Origin of the sequence: Nocardia sp. NPDC127579, from assembly GCF_042672005.1 — a bacterium.
GTDB lineage: Bacteria > Actinomycetota > Actinomycetes > Mycobacteriales > Mycobacteriaceae > Nocardia.
Window position 1 is genome coordinate 324,933 of sequence record NZ_JBHXVZ010000006.1, and the last position, 19,543, is coordinate 344,475.

Consider the following 19,543-nt stretch of genomic DNA (forward strand, 5'->3'; position numbering starts at 1 on the left):
GTGTGTGAGCCGGGTAACCGGGGCACGGGCCGGTCGGCGGCCGACGACGGTCCGGGGATACCGTCGCTGCTATGAGAATCGCGGTCGTCGGTGGCGGAATCAGCGGCCTGGTCGCGGCGTACCGGTTGCGGACGTTGCTCGGCCCGGCGGCCGACATCCTGGTGGCCGATCGGGCGGACCGGGTCGGCGGCATCCTGTACACGGGCGAAGTAGCCGGGGAGCCATTGGATCTGGGCGCGGAGGCATTCGTCGGCCGCCGCCCGGAGGTACCGGCGCTGCTGCGTGAGCTCGGCCTGGAAACCCAACTGGTGTTGCCCGCGGGCAAGCGCCCGCTGCTCTGGTCCGGTGGCAGCGCGCACGCACTGCCCGAGGGCACGCTCATGGGCATTCCGGCGCGGGCCGAGCAGATGCGCGGGCTCGTCGACGAGGACACCGTGGCCTGGATCGCCGCGGAACCCGAGCGGCCGTTCACCTGGTACCCGGATGCCGATCTCGACGTCTACAGCCTGATCGCCGATCGGTTCGGCGCGCAGGTCGCCGAACGCAGTGTCGATCCGCTGCTCGGCGGCGTCTACGCGGGGAGTTCGCGGTCGATCGGCGTGCGCGCGGCCGTGCCGACGCTGGCGGCCGCTCTGGACGCGGGCGCGCCGAGCCTGACCCACGCGGTGGCGGCCGCGCTGCCGCCGCCGTCGAATACGCCGGTGTTCGGCGGTATTCGCGACGGCTACGGCGTGCTGCTGGCCGCGCTGACCGAGAAGTCCGGCGCGCGCGTCGTCACCGATTCGCCCGTCACCCGGCTGGCGCGGTCGACCGGCGGCTGGGTGGTGGACCCGTTCGGCGCGGTCGACGCCGTCGTGCTCGCGACACCGGCCCCGGTGACCGCGCGGCTGCTGCGCACGGTGTCCCCGGTGGCCGCGGCCGCCGCGGCCGGGATCGAGCTGTCGTCCTCGGTGGTGGTCGCGCTGGCGCTGCCGCGCCACACCCCGCTCCCGGACAATTCCGGCATTCTGGTGGCCACCGGTGAAGCCTTGCGGGCCAAGGCCTTCACGCTCTCCAGCCGCAAGTGGCCGCATCTGGCCGCCCGCGACAGCGCTCTGGTCCGGGTCTCCTTCGGCAAGTTCGGCGACGATTCGGCCCTGTCCTGGTCCGACGCGGACCTCGTCACCGTGGCCGCCGAGGATCTCGCCCGGGTCACCGGAGTTCCGATCGATCCGCTCGGCGCGACCGTGCGGCGCTGGCCCGGCGGCCTGGCCCAGTACGCGCCCGGGCACACCGACCGGGTCGCCGAAATCGAGTCCGCCACAGCGGATCTGGCGAAGCTCGCAGTCGCGGGCGCGTACCTGCGCGGAGTCGGCGTGCCCGCCTGCGTCGCCTCCGGTGACGCCGCCGCGCGCCGCGTCGCCACCGCCCTGTCCTGACCGTCGCGGGCCCGGATCCGGGGCCGGGTATCGCAATGGCACGATGGGGGTATGGCACGACTCGATTACCAGGCCCTCAATTCCACCATCCGGTATCTGATGTTCTCGGTGTTCCAGGTGAAGCCCGGTGTCCTGGGGGAGGATCGGGCCAAGGCGGTCGCGGACGCGGAGGCGTTCTTCGCCGAACTCGAGGACAAGGGCATCGTGGTGCGCGGGATCTACGATGTCGCCGGGATGCGCGCCGACGCCGACTTCATGATCTGGACCCATGCCGAGCGTGTCGAGGATCTGCAGGCCGCCTACGCCGATTTCCGGCGCACCACCGAGCTCGGCCGGGCCAGCACCCCGGTCTGGAGCAATGTGGCGCTGCACCGGCCCGCCGAGTTCAACAAGAGCCACATTCCGGCGTTCCTCGCGGGCGAGGACCCGGGCAACTACATTTGCGTCTACCCGTTCGTGCGCTCCTACGAGTGGTACCTGCTGCCCGATGACGAACGCCGCAAGATGCTCGCCGATCACGGCAAAGCCGCCCGCGGCTACCCCGATGTCCGGGCGAATACGGTGAGCTCCTTCGCCCTCGGCGACTACGAGTGGATCCTGGCCTTCGAGGCTCCCGAACTGCACCGCATCGTCGATCTCATGCGCGATCTGCGCGCCACCGAGGCCCGCCTGCACGTCCGCGAGGAGATCCCCTTCTACACCGGTCCGCGCGTCGAACCGGCCGCGCTCATCGCGTCCCTGCCCTGACTCGTGCGCCCTGCGCCTACTCCGCCGGATGCAGGCGCAGGGAGATCGAGTTGATGCAGTAGCGCTGATCGGTGGGCGTGTTGTAGCCCTCGCCCTCGAAGACGTGGCCCAGGTGGCTGTGGCAGTTGGCGCACAGCACCTCGACCCGGGTCATGCCCAGGGAATTGTCGGGGCGCAGGATGACGGCGTCGGATTTCGCCGGGTCGAAGAAGGACGGCCATCCGCAGTGCGAGTCGAATTTCTCGCTGCTGCGGAACAATTCGGCGTCACAAGCGCGGCAGGTGTAGACGCCCTCGGTCTTCGTGTCGGTGTATTCGCCGACGAAAGGCCGTTCGGTCCCCGCTTCGCGCAGGACCGCGTACTCCTCGGGGTTCAGCTTCGCCTTCCACTCCTGGGGCGTCAGCGTGATGCGTGGCTCGGGAAGATCGGAACTCATGGCTCCACGCTAATACGTTTCGCCGCCGAGGGGGTCGAGCCATTGGCCGAAGGGGTTGCCACCGGCGGTTCCCCGGCTCGAGCGCGCGGATCGGGAGCGTCGAGCATCCAGGCCGGATCCAGGCTCTGCCCGGCGACGAGTCGCCCTTCGCGCCGCGCGTTCAGGTACCGGTCACCGAGCACACAGAACGCCACGAGCAGCATCAGCCCCCACCCGAAGGTGATGCGCAGGTACTCCAGGTCGCGTCCGATACTCGGCCATCGGTCCGAGAGCCATTTGTCGTAGGACAGGAACCCGAACGCGGCCAGCCAGGCCGGCCAGTTGCGCAGCACCGAATTGCGCAGCACCACCGACATCAGGAACGGGAACACCAGCATCGAGTAGTACATCTGCCCCAGCGAGGACAGCAGCCAGGACGCGATCAGCAGCACGCCGGAGGACGTGGTGATGAAGAACAGTTCGTCCTCGCGGTAGTAGCGGTACAGGATCCACAGGGTCAGCGCGACGACGGCGCCCATGCTCAGGCGCAGGGTCCAGGTCAGCCAGACGGGCAACCCGTAGTACTCGGCATTGCCCCCGATCGCGCTGTTGAAGTAGTCGCGGGTGAGCCCGATGTAGGGGAAGGTGCGCCGGATGAAGTCCATCGGATCTTTCACCAGCGGCCAGGCGATCGCGTTGAGCACCAGCGGCACGCCGATCGCGGTGAAGAACACCTTCCACTGCCCGCGCACCAGCGCGATCAGCAGTAGCGGCGCCAGGGTCGGTTTCACCGCGATGCTCAAACCCATGACCGCGCCCGCCCACAGATCACGGCGCTGGATCAGCCAGCGGATGAACAGCAGTTCGGCCAGCAGCAGGCAGCCGTTGACATTGGTGAAGACCAGCGTGTTGATCACGGTCTCGGACATGAACATCGCCAGCAGCACCACCGGCGCCGCCACGGATCTGATGCTGTATTTGAACAGGCGCAGCAGCAGATACCAGGCGATCAGAATGGCGACGGCGTTGAGCAGGATGAACAGCCAGCGCGCCTTCTCGTAGTCGATGACGGCGACGGGCGCGAACAGCAGCGTGCCGCTCGGCGGATACAGGTAGTGCGGATCGACAGAGTCGAAGTTCGCGGTGTAGACGGGCCGGCCGTTCAGGAAGGCGAACGACGCGTCGTAGACGGGCCGGAAATCATCGGTGATGAATCCGTTCACAGCCTTGATGAAGACCCGGTTCAGCACGGTCATGACCGCAATCGGCCACAATGCGAACTTGATCACCTCGGCGGTAGTACGAGCGGTGCGTGGCTCGAGTTGTCGAAGTAACACTGGCGCACCGTACACCGGATTCGGTTACGGGCGTTTGCCGGGCGGTGCTTCCGGGCGCGGCGAGCGGACCCGGAAGATCAAGCAGGGCAGGCGGTGCCGTCCGCGGGCAGCTCGGCGTCGGCCAGATATTCCAGCAGCGCGCGCTGTCCGCACCCGGAATGGGTGAATACCGGATGCCCCCAGCCCTGCCAGCTCACCGTGGCGTGGCGGGCGCCCGCGGCGCCGAGCGCGCCGGTCACCGAGGCGGTTCCGGCATTGCCCGTGACCGGGTCAGCGACCGAATTCAGCACCAGGACCGGCAGATTCAGTTTCTCCGGCAGCGGCGCGGGCGAGGGTACCGGCCAGGCCGAGCAGGCCAGCAGGCCCAGCGCCGCGCTGCGGCCGAACACCGGGTACTTCTGCGACCAGAGCGTGGCCAGCTCGGTGGCCTTGCCGGGGGTGGGCGGCTGCTGGGTGTCGGTGCACCGGTTGACGAACTGTCCGTCGCCCGCGGTCGCCGCGGATTCGCGCAGGATCAGCTTGCCGAGCGCGGCGCGGTCGCCGCGCTCGGCGGCCGCGAGCGCGTCGGCGAGTTCGGCGATCCGCCCCGACTGGTCGGCGCGCGGGCTGCCGAGGAACCCGGTGATCGTCGTGAGCAGCGCTTTGGCGGAGATCTCGCCGAGGCCGCCGGTGCTCGCGGTGGTGACCAGGTCGGCGACGGCGGCGCGCGGGTCGGCGCCCAGCGCGCAGTTCATGCCCTGGCAGCGCTGGGCGAAGGCGGTGAGCGCGGCCTCGGCGCCCTGTAAGCGCTGTTCTTCGCGGGTGACCGAGTCGGTGTTGACGGCTTCGGGGGAGTCGAGGATCAGCCGTGACAGATGGTCGCCGAACTTGCGCGCGTAGCTGAGCGCGACCCGGGCGCCGTTGCCGGTGCCGATCAGGTCGATGGTGTCGACCTGCCACTGCTTGCGCAGCTGTTCGATGTCGTCGGCGGCGTGCGGCGCGTCGAACATGCCCTCGTAGGGCTGGAGGAAGTCGCGGCAGGAGATGGTGGCCTCCTGGCTCAGCGCCGAGATGGCCTCGGCGGGATTGCCCGCGCCGGAACCGAATTGGCCGTTGTCGGCCAGACCGCTGCGGATCTCGGCGGGCAGGCAGTCGATCGGCTGCGAGGTGCCGATACCGCGCCGGTCCACCGCGACGATGGGCCGGGTGGCCAGCGGCCCGGCGCCGCCGCTGCCGACGGCGAGTCCGGCCAGGGTCGCGGTGGAGGAGCGGTCGGTGCCGGAGGTGAGCACCAGCGGCGGCGCGTCGGCGGGAGTCTGCGGCAGCCGGGCACGCATCGCGCCGGTGCGGAAACTGCCGAGCACGGTGCCCTGGCTGTCGATCGGTGTCGAGAATTCGGCGCATTCGAGGACCAGGCCGCCGGGAGCGGGACCGAGGCCGAGCAGGTTCAGCGTCGGCGTGGTGCAGTCGCGCCAGCTCAGGTCGGTCTTGGGGACGGCGGCCCGCTGCGGCGCAGGCGAGACCACCGAGGTGACCGGCGCGTTGCCGACGACCGGGCGTTCGACGGCGACACCGGGGCGGTCGGAGGGGCCCGCCCCACATCCCGCGAGAACGATCGACAGTGTCGAGGCCGCGACGGCGGCTCGAGTCCAGCGCATGCGCTACAGCCTGCCACAGGCGGGCTCAGCGCCGGACCCACCGGGTAAGGATGGTGCCGTCGTCGTCGAGCAGGACGTGCCGGCGGCGCATGGTGGTCTGGAATTCGTGGGCGGACAGGGTGATTCGCCGGGCGGTGCCCCCGATCAGGACCGGTGCGGTGGTCAGGCACAGCTCGTCGACCAGGTCGGCCTCGAGCAGCTCGCCGTGTAAGTGCGGTCCGCCCTCGCATAACACCCGGTACAGTCCGCGTTCGGCCAGCGCGGCCAGGATCGCCTTCTGGGTGCAGGCGACGCCGCCGACCTCGATCACCTCACCGCCCGCGTCGGCGATCGCCTGTTTGCGGTCGGCGGGCGCGGCGGCGGTGGTCAGGATCAGCGGCGGCACCGCGGTGTCGGTGAACAGGCGACTGCCGGGTTCCAGTGCCGCGCTCGCGGTGACCACGGCGAGCGGCGGCGGCGCGCCGTCGGGGTGCCCGCCGATGGCCCGCTCGTGCAGCCGGCGGCGGCGGGCGGCGTCGGTGCGCGCGCCGCCGTAGTTCTCGGCGCGCACGGTGCCCGCGCCGACCAGGATCACATCGGCCAGATCGCGCAGGAGCAGGAATACGGTCTTGTCCGCGGGTGTGCCCAGGCCCTGGGAGACATCGCCCGCGGTCGCGGCCCCGTCGATGCTGGAGACGAAGTTGGTGCGCACCCAGGGCGCGTCGAGCGCGGCGGGGTAGGCGTAGAGGTCGGCTAGGCGGTCCGCGGTCAGTTCTGTGAGCTGGATCGCATTGGGGATACGCTGCATGACTACCGATCACACCACGTCCGTACGCTTTGTCCATGCAAGAACGCCTCGTCGACCGGCACCCGGAGGTGCCCGCGGACCAACTCGTCGCCCAGATGGTGCCGCCTCCCATGTTCGACGAGGTCAGTTTCGCCTCCTACATCCCCGATCCGAACGAGCCCAGCCAGGCCGCCGCGGTGGCCAAGGCCGGCCGGTTCGCCGAGCAGGTGACCGCGATTCACAAGGCGGCCAACAAGAAGAGCCTGTTCGGCAAGAAGAAGCCGGTCAGCGGAGCGGGCCTGTACCTGGACGGCGGATTCGGCGTCGGCAAGACCCACCTGCTCGCCTCGATCTTCCACAGCGCGCCCGCGCCCAAGTCGTTCGGCACCTTCGGCGAGCTCACCAATCTGGTCGGCGCGCTCGGGTTCAACAACGCGGTCGAGCGACTGGCCGGCAACAGCGTGCTGTGCATCGACGAGTTCGAGCTCGACGACCCGGGCGACACCATGCTGGTGTCGCGGCTGCTGACCGAGCTGTCGGCGCGCGGTGTCTCGATCGCCGCGACCTCCAACACCCTGCCCGGTCAGCTGGGTGAGGGCCGTTTCGCGGCACAGGATTTCATGCGCGAGATCAAGAAGCTCGGCGCGATCTTCGAGGCCGTGCGGGTCGACGGGCCGGACTACCGGCACCGGGATCTGCCGCCCGCGCCGGAGCCCACCTCGCCGGAGTCGCTGGTCGAACGCGCCTCGGCCACACCGCATTCCACGCTCGACGACTTCGACGCGCTGCTGAAGCACCTGAGCACGCTGCATCCGTCGAAGTACGGCGCGCTGATCTCGGGGGTGTCGTCGGTGTACATCTCCGGCGTGCACCCGGTCACCGATCAGGCGGTCGCGCTGCGGATCGTCGTGCTCGCCGACCGGCTCTACGACGCCAGCATCCCGGTCACCGTCTCCGGCGCCAAGCTGGACGAGATCTTCTCGCCGGAGATGATCGAGGGTGGCTACCGTAAGAAATACCTGCGGGCGATCTCCCGGCTCCTGGCGCTGTCCCGGTTCGAAGCCGCGGCCGCCTAGCCCGCCACACCGACGAAGGGACTTTCCGTGTCTCGAGCTCGTGTACGGCGCGGCTGTGTCGCCGCGGCCACCGGCCTCACGGTCGTCTTCGGGCCGGTCGTGGCGACCGCGCCCGCCGTGCCGCCCGCGGTCGCCGACTTCGACCGCGCACTGCATCTGACCGGCGTGCAGAACGCCCGTGACGTGGGCGGCTATCGCACCGCCGACGGTCGTACGGTGCGCACCGGCCTGGTGTATCGCACCGGTCAGCTCAACAACGCCACCCCCGAGGATCTGACCGCGCTCGGCGGCGTCCGCGTCGTCGAGGATCTGCGCACCGTCTTCGAGCGGAGCATCGCACCGGACCGGGTACCCGCAGGCGCGACCGAACGCTGGGCCGACGTGATCGGCCAGGCGCCGCCGCAGACCTTGGTCACCACCCTCACCGGCGGCGACGACCTGTACCGCGCGTTCATCACCGCGCCGGGCGCGAACACCGCCTTCGCCACCGTGCTGCGCGACATCATCGACACCGACGGCACGGTGCTGTTCCACTGCACGGCGGGCAAGGACCGCACCGGCTGGGCCGCGGCCGTGCTGTTGACGATCCTCGGCGTCGACCGCGCCACCGTCACCCAGGATTACCTGCTGTCCAACGTCTTCCGCGGCGCCACGGAGGGCGACGGACTCAACGGGGTGCAGCAGGCGTGGCTGGACGGCGCCTTCGATCAGGTCGATCAGTCCTACGGCGGCTTCGAGAACTACGTGCGCGACGGATTGGGGCTGCACGCCGACGACGTCGCGACGCTGCGGGCGAAACTGCTGGCCTGAGTCAGGATTTCGCCTGCGCGTGCTCGGCATCCCAGCGGTCGATCAGCGCGGGCAGTTCCTTGGCGATCCAGATGAAGAAGTCGTGCATATCGCGGACCCGGGCGGCGTCCTGGCCGTCCGGGTCGTCGAAGAGCGCGAGGCCGCGTGAGGTCATGGCGGTGAGATCGGTGTACATGGCGCTCTGCTGCCGGGTGAGTTCCGGCAGGATTCCGCTGCGCAGCAGGTAGTAGTCCTTGCGGTCGCCGGGCTTGGAGACCTTGTCGACCCAGCGCATGGTGGTCAGGGCTTTGAGCGCGTTGGAGATCGAGCCCTTTGAGGCCTGTAGCGCCTCGGCGATCTGGGCGAAGGTCTGCTCGGGCGGATCGCACACCATGAGCCAGCCGGCCGCGCGGCCGGTCATCCGGACCAGGCCCATCCGTTCCAGGACGAGAGCGAAGTCCTCCACGAACGCGAGTTGTTCCGGGGTGGCGGCGGTCCGGTCGTCGTGCGTACCCATTGGTCGAGTATCCCTTCGGTCGTAGCGGACATGGACAACGGGGCGGGCTGTGTCGCCCGCACCGTCCGGATGCACGGTTACACCGCGAGGTCGCGGCGGTCGAACGCGGCGAGGGCGGCGGCCACGGCGGCGGCGATCAGGATCGCCAGGACCGCGAAGTGCCCGGCGTCGACACCGTTGACCAGCGGCGCGGAGCCGTTGGCGTAGTAGAACGGTGACAGCTTGCGCAGCCATTCGGTGCCGTCGGACATGCCGCCGAGGTTGTTGGCCAGGTAGCCGCCCACGATCACCAGGGCCGCCGAAGCCAGTGTGGCGGCGCGCTTTCCGGTGCAGGTCGCGATCAGCAGGGTGAGGGCGCCGACGGTCAGGGTGAGCAGGCCCAGGCCGGCGCCGGCGGCGACGATATTGCCGGTGGGGATGTCGAGCGCGCCCTGGCTCGCCCCGACGGTGACGCCCAGCGTCAGCATGGCGGTGACCACCGCGGTCTGTACCGCGAGTGCGCCGAATCGCTGTGCCAGGAAGCTGATTCGGCCGACCGGCTGGGCCAGCAGCAGGTCCAGGGTGCCGTTCTCCTCCTGGGTGACCGTGCGGGCGGCGCTGGTGACGGCGAAGATCAGCATGAGGATCAGGCCGAGCAGCGAGTACACGGTCGAGTTCAGATAGCCGGTGGCACTGGCGAAGTCGCTCAGCCCCATCGCGTCGTACATGGCGTTCTGCTCGATGTCGAGCGAGCCCTGCTCTTTCAGCGACTGGTAGGACGGCAGGTACAGCATCGGGACCAGGGCCAGGGCGACCGACCAGCCGATCAGGGCGCGGCGCTGTTCCTTCAGGGTCTGGGTGAAAACCGAGCGGGTCATGACGAATTCTCCTGTGGTGGTCGGTGGTTCAGCGGCCGTAGAGGCTGAAGAAGATGGCTTCGAGATCGGGTTCGGTGGAAAGCACGCTCACCAGTTGGTATTTGGCGGCGGTTTTGAACAGTTCGTCGACCTCGCCCTCGGTGGTGCAGCGCACGGTGGTGTCCTCGACGCGCAGGTCGCGCACGCCGGGCAGGCGGTCGAAATCGGCGGGGTGCACCGGTTCACCGAAGACCAGTTCGACCGAGCGCGGTGAACGGCGGCGCAGGTCCTCGACGTTCTCGGTGCCGAGCAGCTGACCGGCCCGCATGATGACCGCGCGGTCGGCGGTCTGCTGCACCTCGGTCAGGATGTGCGAGGACATGAAGACCGTCCGGCCGTCGGCCTTGGCGGTGCTCACCAGGTCCAGGAACCGTCGTTGCAGCAGCGGATCCAGGCCGGAGGTGGGTTCGTCGAGGATCAGCAGGTCGGGCTGGTGCATGAAGGCGGCGATGATGCCGACCTTCTGCTTGTTGCCCTTGCTCATGGCGCCGACCTTCTTGGACAGGTCCAGATCCAGCAGGTCGGCCAGGTCGCCGATGCGCCGGGCCGACACCGCGTGGCCGCGCTGGTCGGCCAGGAAGCGCAGCAGGTCCGCGGCGGTGTTGCGGCCTTCGATGGTCAGTTCCCCGGGCAGGTAGCCGATGCGGCGGCGCAGTTCGGCACCGCCCTTGCGCGGGTCGACGCCGAGGACTTCGACGGTGCCGGAGGTGGGCCGGATCAGGTCCAGCAGGATCCGGATGGTGGTGGATTTGCCCGCGCCGTTCGGCCCGAGGAAGCCGAACACCTCACCCTGCGCGACCTCCAGATCCAGGTCGGTCAATGCCACATGCTTGCCGTAGTGCTTGGTCAGCCCGGCGGTGCGAATCGCGGCGGTCATAGCTGCTCCTCGAAGGTCTATGAAGTTCTGTAAGTATCGGTATGTTCAGTAAAGACTGAACTTCATGAACTGTCAAGACCTGCGATCGGCGTCACTATGCTGCGGACATGACGAAGTTCGAGACCTGGGACGGCCTGGAGCTCGGCTACCGCGTGTGGCCCGGCACCGGCATCCCGGTCGTTCTGCAGCACGGCGTGGTCGCCGACACGGGCGCCAACTGGATCGGCATGGGCGTGGTGCGCGCCCTGCAAGCGGCCGGGCACACCGTGATCTCGCTGGACGCGCGTGGACACGGACGCTCCGCGAAGCCGCACGACCCCGCCCGCTACTCCTGGAACGCCATGGCCCGCGACGTGCGCGCCCTCTACGACGAACTCGGCCTGGACGAGGTCGCGCAGGTGGGATATTCGATGGGCGGGGTGATCTCGCTGCTGGTCGCCGATTCCGACCCGCGGGTGCGCAAGCTGGTCGTCGGCGGGATCGGATCGGGCGTGCTGGACTGCGGCGGCATCGACCGGCGCGTCATCGACATCGACGACCTGCAAGCGGCCATGACGGGGGACGGGTCGGCCGCGACACCGGTGGCCCGCATGTTCCGGGTACTCGCCGACGCGGTGCACGCCGACGTCGACGCGATCAAAGCGGTCGCCAAGGGGCTCGACGAAGCACCGATCGACTCGCTGGCCGGCATCACCGTGCCCGCGCTGGTCCTGGCCGGCGACGCCGACCCGTTCGCGGCCGAACCCGAACGGCTCGCGGCCGCGCTACCGGACGGGCGCGCGGTCGTCGTCCCCGGCGATCACCTGATGGCCGTGGCCGACCCGGATTTCGCGGCGGCGCTGGTGGAGTTCCTGAAGTAGCTCAGAACACCAGCCGCAGCACGTAATCGTGGTGCAGCTGCTTGCCGACCAGAAAAGTCTTGGTACCGACGCGGCGGAACCCGTGCTTGCCGTAGAAGCGCTGGGCGCGTTCGTTGCGCTGGTTCACCCCGAGCCAGACGCCGGCCGCGCCCTGTTCTCGGGCCAGCTCCAGCGCCGCGCGCATCAGCGCCGTGGAGATACCGCTGCCGTGGTGGCCGGGCAGCACGTACATCTTGCTGATCTCGACCACCGGGGCCAGATCGACCGCGGCGGCGACCTCGGGATCGGCGGGTTCGCCCGCGTGCAGCATGGCGTAGCCGACGATGTCGTCCGCCGCCACCGCCTTGAGGACGGTGTAGTCGGGGTCGTTCAGGTATTCGCCGAACCGCTCGCCGGAGAGCACCTCGGCGATGAAGAGGTCGATGTCCTCGGCGGTGGCGTCGGGCGGGCACGCCAGCGGGAAGGTCGCGGCCGCGACGTCGCTGAGTGCCTCGGCATCCCACAGTCCGGCCCGATCCACGGTGACCGGCGCGTCTCCCACGGATTCACTGCGCGATGCTGTCATTTGTCCAGTGAAACATGTCCGCCGCCACCGATCGTTTCGACGCCCGTCTGCGGACGGGTGTGGAACGTGGTCGCGAGCCCGAACAGCGCCGCCGCGAACAGCATCGGGACCACGAAGGCGATCCGATGACCCGCACCAGCCGCGAGCGCGCCCACCAGGCCGCCGCCGATGAGTGTGCCCGCGTAGTTGAACAGGTTCAGTCGCGCGATCAGCGAGTCCAGCGCGGGTCCGGCGGCGAGCCGCCCGGCCTCGCCGAAGCACAGCGGCGCGATCACCGGCAGCCCGAACCCCGCGATCAGGAATCCGGCGATGGCCACGCCCGGCACGGGCGCGGCGACCACCAGCGCCAGGCCCGCGACACCGATCGCCGCGGCGGCCCGCACCACCCGGCGCGGGCCGAAGCGGCGCACCCAGCGATCGCCGGTGAGGCGGGCGAGCAGCGAGGAACCCTGGTAGGCGGCAAGTCCCAGCGCCGCGGTCGCCGCCGTCGCGCCCAGGACGTCGCTTTCCAGGTACAGCGCGGAGAAACTGCCGACCGCGAGATCGATGCCGAAGACCAGGGCCATCGCGATACCGAAGGCGAGATAGGCGCGCAGGGCGACCTCGGGCAGTGCGTCGCGCGGGGGTTGTTCGGTGGTGCTCGCCTCGGCCGCGTCGGTACCGAGCAGCCACGGTCCCAGCGCGGCGCCCGCGATCAGCACCAGAATCGCCGCGGCCAGCAAGGTTTCGCGCAGGGGGACGTCCAGGCTCTCGGCTCCGGCGACGAAGAGCGCGCCCGTGATCGATCCCGCGCTCCAGGCCGCGTAGAACGAGGCCAGGATGAAGGTGCCGTACCCGTGCTGGATGAACACGGCCTGCATGTTCGTGCTCGCGTCCACCATGCCGAGCGCGACGCCGTAGCAGCACAGCGCTGCCAGCAGCGCGGGTGTGGTGGGCGCGAACGCGATCCCCGCGCCCGTGCCGCTGATCAGCACCAGTCCCAGACGCAAGGTGGCGCGACTGGACCAGCGCACCGCCAGCTGTTCGGCCAGCACGCTGCCGCCGCCCGCGAGCAGCGACACCACCACGATCGATCCGGCGATCAGGCCGTCCGAGAGCCCGAATTCGTCCTGCTGCTGCGGCAATTCGGTGAGCACCACGGCGAAGAAGAAACCTTGCAGGGCGAACGCCACCGAATCGGCGGCCCGGGCACGTCGCAGACCCGACGCGATCGAACTCATTCCCGGAGGGTAGTCGCCGTCCGCGCGCGGCACGGCCGAAATCGTGCTCCTTCGAATCCCCCTGTGGGAGGAGGCTTCGCACGCGATCCTGTGGGACATTGGGTGTGCCGCAACAGGGAGGTGCCGATGTCCCAGACCTATCCGCCCGGTCCGCCGCTGCCCGCTTTCGTGCAGACCGCCCTGTATCTGCGCAAGCGCTCGCTGTTCCTCGGCGTCCTGCGGCGGCGCTACGGCGATGTCTTCGCGGTGCGCGTGCCCCCGTTCAACGATCACGTCGTGGTGCTGTCGCGCCCCGAGCACATTCGTGAGGTCTTCGCCGGAGATCCGCGCACCATGCACGCGGGCGAAGCCAACAATATCCTCGGGCCGGTCATGGGCGAGCATTCCGTGCTGCTCACCGACGAGGCCGAGCACGCGCGGGCCCGCAAACTGCTCATGCCCGCGTTCAACGGGGCCGCGCTGCGCGGCTACCGGGAGCTGGTCGCCGAGCTCGCGGCCACCGAAGTCGCCCGGTGGCAGCCGAATTCGACGGTCGTCACGCTGGATCGGATGAACGCACTCACCCTCGAGGTCATTCTGCGGGTGGTCTTCGGCGTCACCGATCCGGGCGCCCGCGCCGAGCTCGCGCCACTGCTGCGCCGCATCGTCGAGGTCGGCGCCCTGCACTACACCGGCCTGCGGCTACCGGCGCTACGCCGCTTCCGGCCCTGGCGGGACTTCCACGCCAACCTGCGTGCCGTCGACACGCTGCTGTACCGCGAGATCGCCGCACGCCGTGCGGCGCCCGATCTGGCCGAGCGCGTCGATGTCCTGTCCCGGCTGCTACAGGTCGGTGCCGCGGGGGAGGAGCCGCCCCTCACCGACGCCGAATTGCGCGATCAGCTGATCACCCTGCTGCTGGCCGGGCACGAGACCACCGCCGCCGCCCTGTCGTGGGCGCTCTACGAGCTGTCCGCGCATCCCGCCGTGCAGCGCGCCGCGTACGAGGCGGCCCGCGACGAGGACGACAAAGCGCTGGAGGCGGTGCTCAAGGAGGCGATGCGGCTGCACCCGGTGATACCGGGCGCGGTCCGGCGGCTCACCACCGACACCACCGTGGCCGGCTGGACACTGCCCGCGGGCACCACGGTCAGCTGTTCGATCATCCTGGCGCATCGCAGCCCCGACAACTACGCCGACGCGTCCGAATTCCGTCCCGCCCGCTTCCTCGACGGTGAAGTGGAACCGAACACCTGGCTGCCGTTCGGCGGCGGCGTGCGCCGATGTCTCGGCGCCGGATTCTCGCTCATGGAAGGCGCCGTGGTGCTGCGCGAGATCCTGCTGCGCTACGCCCTCGAGGCAGCCGACGGTAGACCCGACGGCGGCCGGGTGCGCAACATCACCACGGTGCCCCGCGGCAAGGCCCGAATGGTTGTGACCGCTCGGTGAATACCGCTCTAACCTGTTGGTATCCGCCGAAATCGGGCGCGCGGGCATTGTGGGCGCGCGCATACGGGTAATCTCGGTGCCCATGACGAGCGGGAACCGCATCGCGATCGTTGGTGCGGGTATTGCAGGCCTGGCCAGCGCGAAGGTTTTGAGCAGGGAAGGGTTTCCGGTCGAGGTGTTCGACCGGGCTCCGGACGTGGGGGGTGTGTGGAGCGCCACCCGGCGCTACCCGGGGCTGCGGACGCAGAACAGCCGCAACAGCTACCACTTCTCGGACTTCCCCATGCCCGAGGACTATCCGCGCGTCCCCGACGGCGCGCAGATGCAGGCCTACCTCGAACGGTATGTGCAGCAGTTCGGCCTGCGCGCGAACCTGCGCCTGAACACCGAGGTCGTCGCCGCCGATCCGGTCGACAGCGGCTGGCTGCTCGAGGTCCGCGACGAGACCGGAATCCACCGCACCTCCTGCGATCACCTGGTGATCGCCAACGGCGTGTTCAGCGAGCCCGCCATGCCCGATATCCGGGGCGCCGACAAATTCCAGGCGGCCGGCGGATATCTGTGTCACTCCAGCGAGTTCCAGGACGTCGAGTGGGCGCGGGGCCGCAATGTGGTGATCGTCGGCTACGGGCAGTCGGCCTGCGATCTCGCCGAGGCCGTCAGTCATGTGGCCGCGTCGACCACCGTGGTCGCGCGCCGGCTGCTGTGGAAACTGCCGCGCAAGGTGGCGCCCGGGTTCGACTACGAGCGCCTGGTGCTCACCCGGCTGGGTGAAGCGCATTTCCGCTATCACACGCTGGGCTGGTTCGAACGGTTCCTGCATGGGCGTGGAGTTTCGTTCCGGGACAGCAACTTCGATCTGCTGCGTGAGCTCGCCACCAAGAAGACGTTGCTGCGTGAGCTGGACCTGGTGCCCGACACCCGGTTCGAGGAGATCGCGCAGAGCACGTTCGGCCTGGCTACCGAGGGTTTCTACGAGCAGGTCCGCGACGGCCGCATCTACGTCGCGCGCGACACCTCGATCGCCGAAATGTACGGGACGCCGCAGGGGCCGGTGGTGCGGTTGGAGTCCGGTGATCAGTTCGCCGCCGATATCGTGGTGTGCGCCACCGGTTTCCAGCAGCGCGTTCCCTTCCTGACGCCCTACGTGCAGCGGCAGCTGGCCGACGAGGCCGGCAATTTCCGCCTCTACCGGCATATCCTGCCCGTCACCGTGCCGAACCTGACCTTCGCCGGCTACAACTCCTCCACTGTAGCCACCCTCAATGCCGAGGTCGCGGCGCACTGGACTGCCGCCCACTTGAAGGGCGCCGTCCGGCTGCCCGCCCCCGAGGACATGGCCGCTCAGGTCGACGAGCGCCTGCGCTGGATGGATGCGGGCACCGCCGGTCACCACGCCCACGGCACCACCATCACCCCCTTCGCGCTGCACAATATCGACGAACTCCTCGCCGACCTCCATTTCCGTCTTCCCCTGCGCACCCGGCTATCCCAGTGGCTGCGCCCCGTCCGCCCCACCGCCTACCGCGGCCTCGCCGATCACAAACCGAGCCAGGGCAAGCACCCCCGCCCGCCCCGCCCGGCGCAACCCGACCGCCACCACGCCGACCACCACTAGCCGCGCAGTGCTACGGCGTCGACTGTCGCTGGCTGCGTAGCGCTACGGCGTCGACTGTCGCTGGCTGCGTAGCGCCACGATGTCGACCGTCGCTGGCTGCGCAGTGCCACGGCGTCGACTGTCGCTGGCTGCGTAGTGCTACGGCGTCGACTGTCGCTGGCTGCGTAGTGCTACGGCGTCGACTGTCGCTGGCTGCGCAGTGCTACGGCGTCGACTGTCGCTGGCTGCGCAGTGCTACGACGCCGACTATCACTGGCCGCGACCACACGATGCCGACCACCACCGGCCGCGGCTGCCAGCACGCTGACTACTGCTGGTCGGACGGCCGCCAGCGTGCTGACTGCCAGTGGTCGGACGGCGGTGACCGCGCTGACTGCGATGGTCGCCCGGTTGCCGGCGCGCTGACTACTGTGGTCGCCCAGGTGCCACCGCTAGCCGCGCAGCCGCCACCACGCGGTGTCGCACTGGCCGTTGTCGTTCGTGCCGGTCGCGAGGACTATTCCGTCGCCGCGTAATCCGAGGGTGTGCGTGGATCCGGCGGCGACGGCGACGATGTCACGCCACGACGTGACATCGCACTGTCCACGGCTGTTGTCACCGGCGGCGAGGACACGGCCGTGCGCGTCGACGGCGACCGTGTGATAGCTGCCCGCCGATACCGCGACCACGTCGCGCCAACCTGATGTCTCCGCACCGCCGGATGCCGGGTCCCCAGCGGCGAGGACCTGTCCGTCGCCGGTGACGGCGACGGTGTGCAGGTAGCCCGCCGCGACCGCGCGCACGTCGCGCCAGTCCGTGACTCGGCACTGTCCCTTGCGGTCGCTGCCCGTCGCGGTGACCGTGCCGTCCGCGCGCAGCCCGACCGAATGCCAATCCCCGGCGGCGACCGCGGTGATCGCGCTCCAACCGCCGACCTCGCACGCGCCTTCCCGGGCCCGGCCGGCGGCCCGGACCGTGCCCCCCGCGCGGACCGCCAGTGTGCGACGCCATCCGGCGGCGATGCCCGTAACATCGGTCCAGTCGGCGACCTCGCACTGACCATCCCCGTTCCAGCCCACAGCGACGACCGTGCCGTCGCCCCGCAGCCCCACCGTGTGCGAGCAGCCCGTGTTCGAGAAGGTGTGCACGTTCCCCGCGGCCACGGCGATGATGTCGCGCCAGTCGCCGACGCGGCATTCCGGTGCCGTGGGAATCCCAGCCGTCACGACCGATCCGTCGGCGCGCAGGCCAACCGAATGGCGACGGCCCGCGGCGATCACCGAGGCAGCCATCGGTGGTGTCGTGTGGTGATTGTCGAGGCGGCTGGTGGGTGGTGTCGTGTGGTGATTGTCGAGGCGGCTGGTGGGTGGTGTCGCGTGACGATCATCGCGGCGACCCGTGGGTGGTGTCGTGTGGTGATTGCCGCGGCGACCACTGGGCGGCGTCCTGTGGTGATCGCTCAGGCAGCCACGGTTGTCGTTCTCGAAGACACGCGTCGAGTTCACCCATCACCGCGGCGACTTCCCGTCGGCGGTGGCCGACGCGTGGGTACCGCAGCAGCACTCGGATCACCTCTGGGCTGACGGTGTTGAGCACAGCCGCCATCGCCTGCGGATAGGTCAGAGGTTCCACTGCCCGTTGTCGCAGGGCGAGTACGCAATGGGCGGGTCCGCGCAGAATGTGGCCGACCTGCTCGGCGTCGGCGAGCGGGTGCAGATACGCCGAGGCCGCCGCATCACCGGCGGCCACGGCCGCGTGCGCTGCCGGCGGTTCGGCCGTTCTGGCCGCTCGGTGCGCGGCCACTGCGGTGACCCGCAGTTCCTTGGTCCGGCGGCCGCCGTCGGCGAATACCCGTGCCGCGTTCAGCGCGGCGCGCGGTCGGATGTCGGTGGGATGCGCTGCCTCGAACAGCCCGATGACCTGTTCGGCGCAGGCGACGGCGAAGGCGCTGACTGCTCTGAGTTCGTCCGAGGTCAGGACGAAGTCCGGCGGGCGGGGATTCGATGCCATGCCTTGTTATCGTAACGTTGAATCATCGGTGGAAGGTTTGTCGCAAAATGCCCAGTAAAGTTCGATCGGACCTTCAAACCGCTGCGCGATGAGACCGGTCGATCTGGCGCGGGCCGCGGGCGTCTCTCAGCAGGCGGTGCGCAACTACGAGGGCCAGGGCATGATCGCTCCGGCTGCTCGTACCGTCCACGGCTACCGCGTCTACGACCAGCGCCATCTCGATCAGCTACTCGCGTTCGTCGCGCTGTCCCGAGCGGTCGGCCATGCCACCGGCGGTTCGATCATGACGGCCGTGGTCGACGGCCGCACCGACGAGGCACTCGCAGCCCTCGACCGTGCGCACACGCAACTCGTCGCCGACCGGGAAATCCTCGGCCAACTCGACGGCGTCCTACGTACCGCCGCCAACCTGCCACCCGGCCCGCGGCCTTCACCTGCCTCCCTGACCGTCGGTGATCTCGCCCGACACCTCGGCGTCACCACCGCCACACTCAGGAGCTGGGAGCGAGCCGGTGCGCTCCGCCCGCACCGCCACCCCAGCGGCCACCGCGAATACACACCCAGCGACATCGCGGATGCCCGCCTCGTCCATCTCCTCCGCCGAGCCCACTTCCCCCTACCTCGCATCGCCCTGGCGCTCTCCCACATTCACAGCGACGGGCACCCCACGACTGCCCTGCAACAGGTCCAGGACTGGCGCCAACGCCTGAACGACCAGTCCCTCGCGCTCCTGAAAGCCTCCGCCCGACTCGCGAACTGCATCCCGGACGCGATGCCCTGAGCCGATATCCGTCACCGCGAGCGGCGCCGCCGGGCATCGAATGTCCCGTGCCGCACCGGTGGGCCGCATCGAGCATCGATAGTCCCTGCGGCGCAGGTGAATTCGTCGCCGAACTTCATTGCTGCGAGTGTGGGAGCGCCGGGTGGGCGTATCGCGGCGAACACTGCTGGGTTGACGCTGCTCGAACTCGAACATGGATGCGCGCGGGGAGGACGTGCGGCTGCGCGCGATGTGCGGCGGACACCGCTCGGACCGAGCAGCCATGCCGAGATTCGGCGCGCCGACAGGTCGCTCGAGCGAGCCGAATGCTGCCTGGCCGCGCCAGGCATCGATAGTTCCTGCGGCGCAGGTGAATTCGTCGTCCATCGTCGTTGCCACGGAGGTGGACCCATCGGGGCGAATCGCGACAAGCGGTGCTGGGTGGACGCCGTTCGGACCCGAACATGGATGCGCCGCGGGTGGGAGTGCGGCTGCGAGGGACGCGCTAAGGCTGATCAGCCGTGCCGGGGTACCGAGAGCGCCCGAGTGGGTTGCACACCGCGCCGGACGCGTCGGGACGTCGCTTCGTGCCGCCCCCTGGAGGTCATGCAGTGGAACCGCGCAACAA

At 69.6% G+C, this 19,543-nt stretch carries 19 protein-coding genes; 8 read left to right on the forward strand and 11 right to left on the reverse strand.

Annotation, left to right across the window (positions count from 1 at the left end; all coding sequences use genetic code 11):
• The first annotated feature begins 71 nt into the window (after positions 1-71).
• Entirely contained in the window at positions 72-1,418 is a 1,347-nt protein-coding gene (locus tag ACFVMC_RS22100; protein WP_379212962.1) for a protoporphyrinogen oxidase, read from the forward strand.
• A gap of 51 nt (positions 1,419-1,469) precedes the next feature.
• Positions 1,470-2,165: a hydrogen peroxide-dependent heme synthase gene (gene hemQ / locus ACFVMC_RS22105; RefSeq protein WP_379212964.1), complete on the forward strand. Its 696-nt coding sequence runs from the start codon at positions 1,470-1,472 to the stop codon at positions 2,163-2,165.
• 16 nt (positions 2,166-2,181) lie between these two features.
• Here the strand turns inward: hemQ and msrB are convergent, their stop codons facing one another.
• The 4 genes from msrB to ACFVMC_RS22125 form a co-directional block, all read right to left on the reverse strand.
• Positions 2,182-2,601: a peptide-methionine (R)-S-oxide reductase MsrB gene (gene msrB, locus ACFVMC_RS22110; protein WP_379212966.1), complete on the reverse strand. Its 420-nt coding sequence runs from the start codon at positions 2,599-2,601 to the stop codon at positions 2,182-2,184.
• Complete coding sequence (locus ACFVMC_RS22115) at positions 2,598-3,932, reverse strand: glycosyltransferase family 87 protein (RefSeq protein WP_379212968.1); 1,335 nt, start codon at positions 3,930-3,932, stop codon at positions 2,598-2,600. The genes msrB and ACFVMC_RS22115 overlap by 4 nt, the downstream gene beginning before the upstream one ends.
• A gap of 62 nt (positions 3,933-3,994) precedes the next feature.
• Positions 3,995-5,554 carry an alpha/beta hydrolase gene (locus tag ACFVMC_RS22120; RefSeq protein ID WP_379212969.1) on the reverse strand — a complete coding sequence of 520 codons (1,560 nt, stop codon included), beginning with the start codon at positions 5,552-5,554 and terminating at the stop codon, positions 3,995-3,997.
• 25 nt (positions 5,555-5,579) lie between these two features.
• Entirely contained in the window at positions 5,580-6,341 is a 762-nt protein-coding gene (locus tag ACFVMC_RS22125; RefSeq protein WP_379212971.1) for a pyrimidine reductase family protein, read from the reverse strand.
• Positions 6,342-6,376: 35 nt separating this feature from the next.
• Here ACFVMC_RS22125 and zapE point away from each other — a divergent pair, with 35 nt between their 5' ends.
• Together zapE and ACFVMC_RS22135 are read left to right on the forward strand one after the other, a co-directional pair.
• Positions 6,377-7,396 carry a cell division protein ZapE gene (gene zapE, locus ACFVMC_RS22130; RefSeq protein WP_379212973.1) on the forward strand — a complete coding sequence of 340 codons (1,020 nt, stop codon included), beginning with the start codon at positions 6,377-6,379 and terminating at the stop codon, positions 7,394-7,396.
• Positions 7,397-7,423: 27 nt separating this feature from the next.
• Positions 7,424-8,206, forward strand: a complete 783-nt coding sequence (locus ACFVMC_RS22135; RefSeq protein WP_379212975.1) for a tyrosine-protein phosphatase — start codon at positions 7,424-7,426, stop codon at positions 8,204-8,206.
• Between the two features lies 1 nt (position 8,207).
• On the opposite strand, the gene ACFVMC_RS22140 is transcribed toward ACFVMC_RS22135, so the two are convergent.
• From ACFVMC_RS22140 to ACFVMC_RS22150, 3 genes are all read right to left on the reverse strand, one after another.
• Positions 8,208-8,702 (reverse strand): GbsR/MarR family transcriptional regulator, encoded by a 495-nt coding sequence (locus ACFVMC_RS22140; RefSeq protein WP_379212977.1) that lies wholly within the window; start codon positions 8,700-8,702, stop codon positions 8,208-8,210.
• 77 nt (positions 8,703-8,779) lie between these two features.
• A complete protein-coding gene (locus ACFVMC_RS22145) occupies positions 8,780-9,559 on the reverse strand; it encodes an ABC transporter permease subunit (protein WP_379212979.1) in 780 nt (259 codons plus the stop codon).
• 28 nt (positions 9,560-9,587) lie between these two features.
• On the reverse strand, positions 9,588-10,475 hold the full coding sequence (locus ACFVMC_RS22150; RefSeq protein ID WP_379212981.1) for an ABC transporter ATP-binding protein: 888 nt from the start codon (positions 10,473-10,475) through the stop codon (positions 9,588-9,590).
• 107 nt (positions 10,476-10,582) lie between these two features.
• Here ACFVMC_RS22150 and ACFVMC_RS22155 point away from each other — a divergent pair, with 107 nt between their 5' ends.
• Complete coding sequence (locus tag ACFVMC_RS22155) at positions 10,583-11,335, forward strand: alpha/beta fold hydrolase (RefSeq protein ID WP_379212982.1); 753 nt, start codon at positions 10,583-10,585, stop codon at positions 11,333-11,335.
• Position 11,336: 1 nt separating this feature from the next.
• Here ACFVMC_RS22155 and ACFVMC_RS22160 read toward each other — a convergent pair whose 3' ends face one another.
• Positions 11,337-11,900 (reverse strand): GNAT family N-acetyltransferase, encoded by a 564-nt coding sequence (locus ACFVMC_RS22160; RefSeq protein ID WP_379212984.1) that lies wholly within the window; start codon positions 11,898-11,900, stop codon positions 11,337-11,339.
• The gene (locus ACFVMC_RS22165; RefSeq protein ID WP_379212986.1) at positions 11,897-13,120 is read right to left on the reverse strand and encodes an MFS transporter; all 1,224 of its coding nucleotides are present in this window, start codon (positions 13,118-13,120) and stop codon (positions 11,897-11,899) included. The genes ACFVMC_RS22160 and ACFVMC_RS22165 overlap by 4 nt, the downstream gene beginning before the upstream one ends.
• Before the next feature lie 126 nt (positions 13,121-13,246).
• Here ACFVMC_RS22165 and ACFVMC_RS22170 point away from each other — a divergent pair, with 126 nt between their 5' ends.
• A complete protein-coding gene (locus ACFVMC_RS22170) occupies positions 13,247-14,548 on the forward strand; it encodes a cytochrome P450 (RefSeq protein ID WP_379212988.1) in 1,302 nt (433 codons plus the stop codon).
• A gap of 82 nt (positions 14,549-14,630) precedes the next feature.
• Positions 14,631-16,166, forward strand: coding sequence for a flavin-containing monooxygenase (locus ACFVMC_RS22175; protein ID WP_379212990.1), 1,536 nt, complete (start codon positions 14,631-14,633; stop codon positions 16,164-16,166).
• 431 nt (positions 16,167-16,597) lie between these two features.
• Here ACFVMC_RS22175 and ACFVMC_RS22180 read toward each other — a convergent pair whose 3' ends face one another.
• Together ACFVMC_RS22180 and ACFVMC_RS22185 are read right to left on the reverse strand one after the other, a co-directional pair.
• The gene (locus ACFVMC_RS22180; protein ID WP_379212992.1) at positions 16,598-17,437 is read right to left on the reverse strand and encodes an RCC1 domain-containing protein; all 840 of its coding nucleotides are present in this window, start codon (positions 17,435-17,437) and stop codon (positions 16,598-16,600) included.
• Between the two features lie 91 nt (positions 17,438-17,528).
• On the reverse strand, positions 17,529-18,155 hold the full coding sequence (locus ACFVMC_RS22185; protein ID WP_379212994.1) for a putative immunity protein: 627 nt from the start codon (positions 18,153-18,155) through the stop codon (positions 17,529-17,531).
• Positions 18,156-18,243: 88 nt separating this feature from the next.
• Between ACFVMC_RS22185 and ACFVMC_RS22190 the strand changes: the two genes are divergently transcribed.
• On the forward strand, positions 18,244-18,936 hold the full coding sequence (locus ACFVMC_RS22190) for a MerR family transcriptional regulator (RefSeq protein ID WP_379212996.1): 693 nt from the start codon (positions 18,244-18,246) through the stop codon (positions 18,934-18,936).
• Positions 18,937-19,543 lie beyond the last annotated feature (607 nt).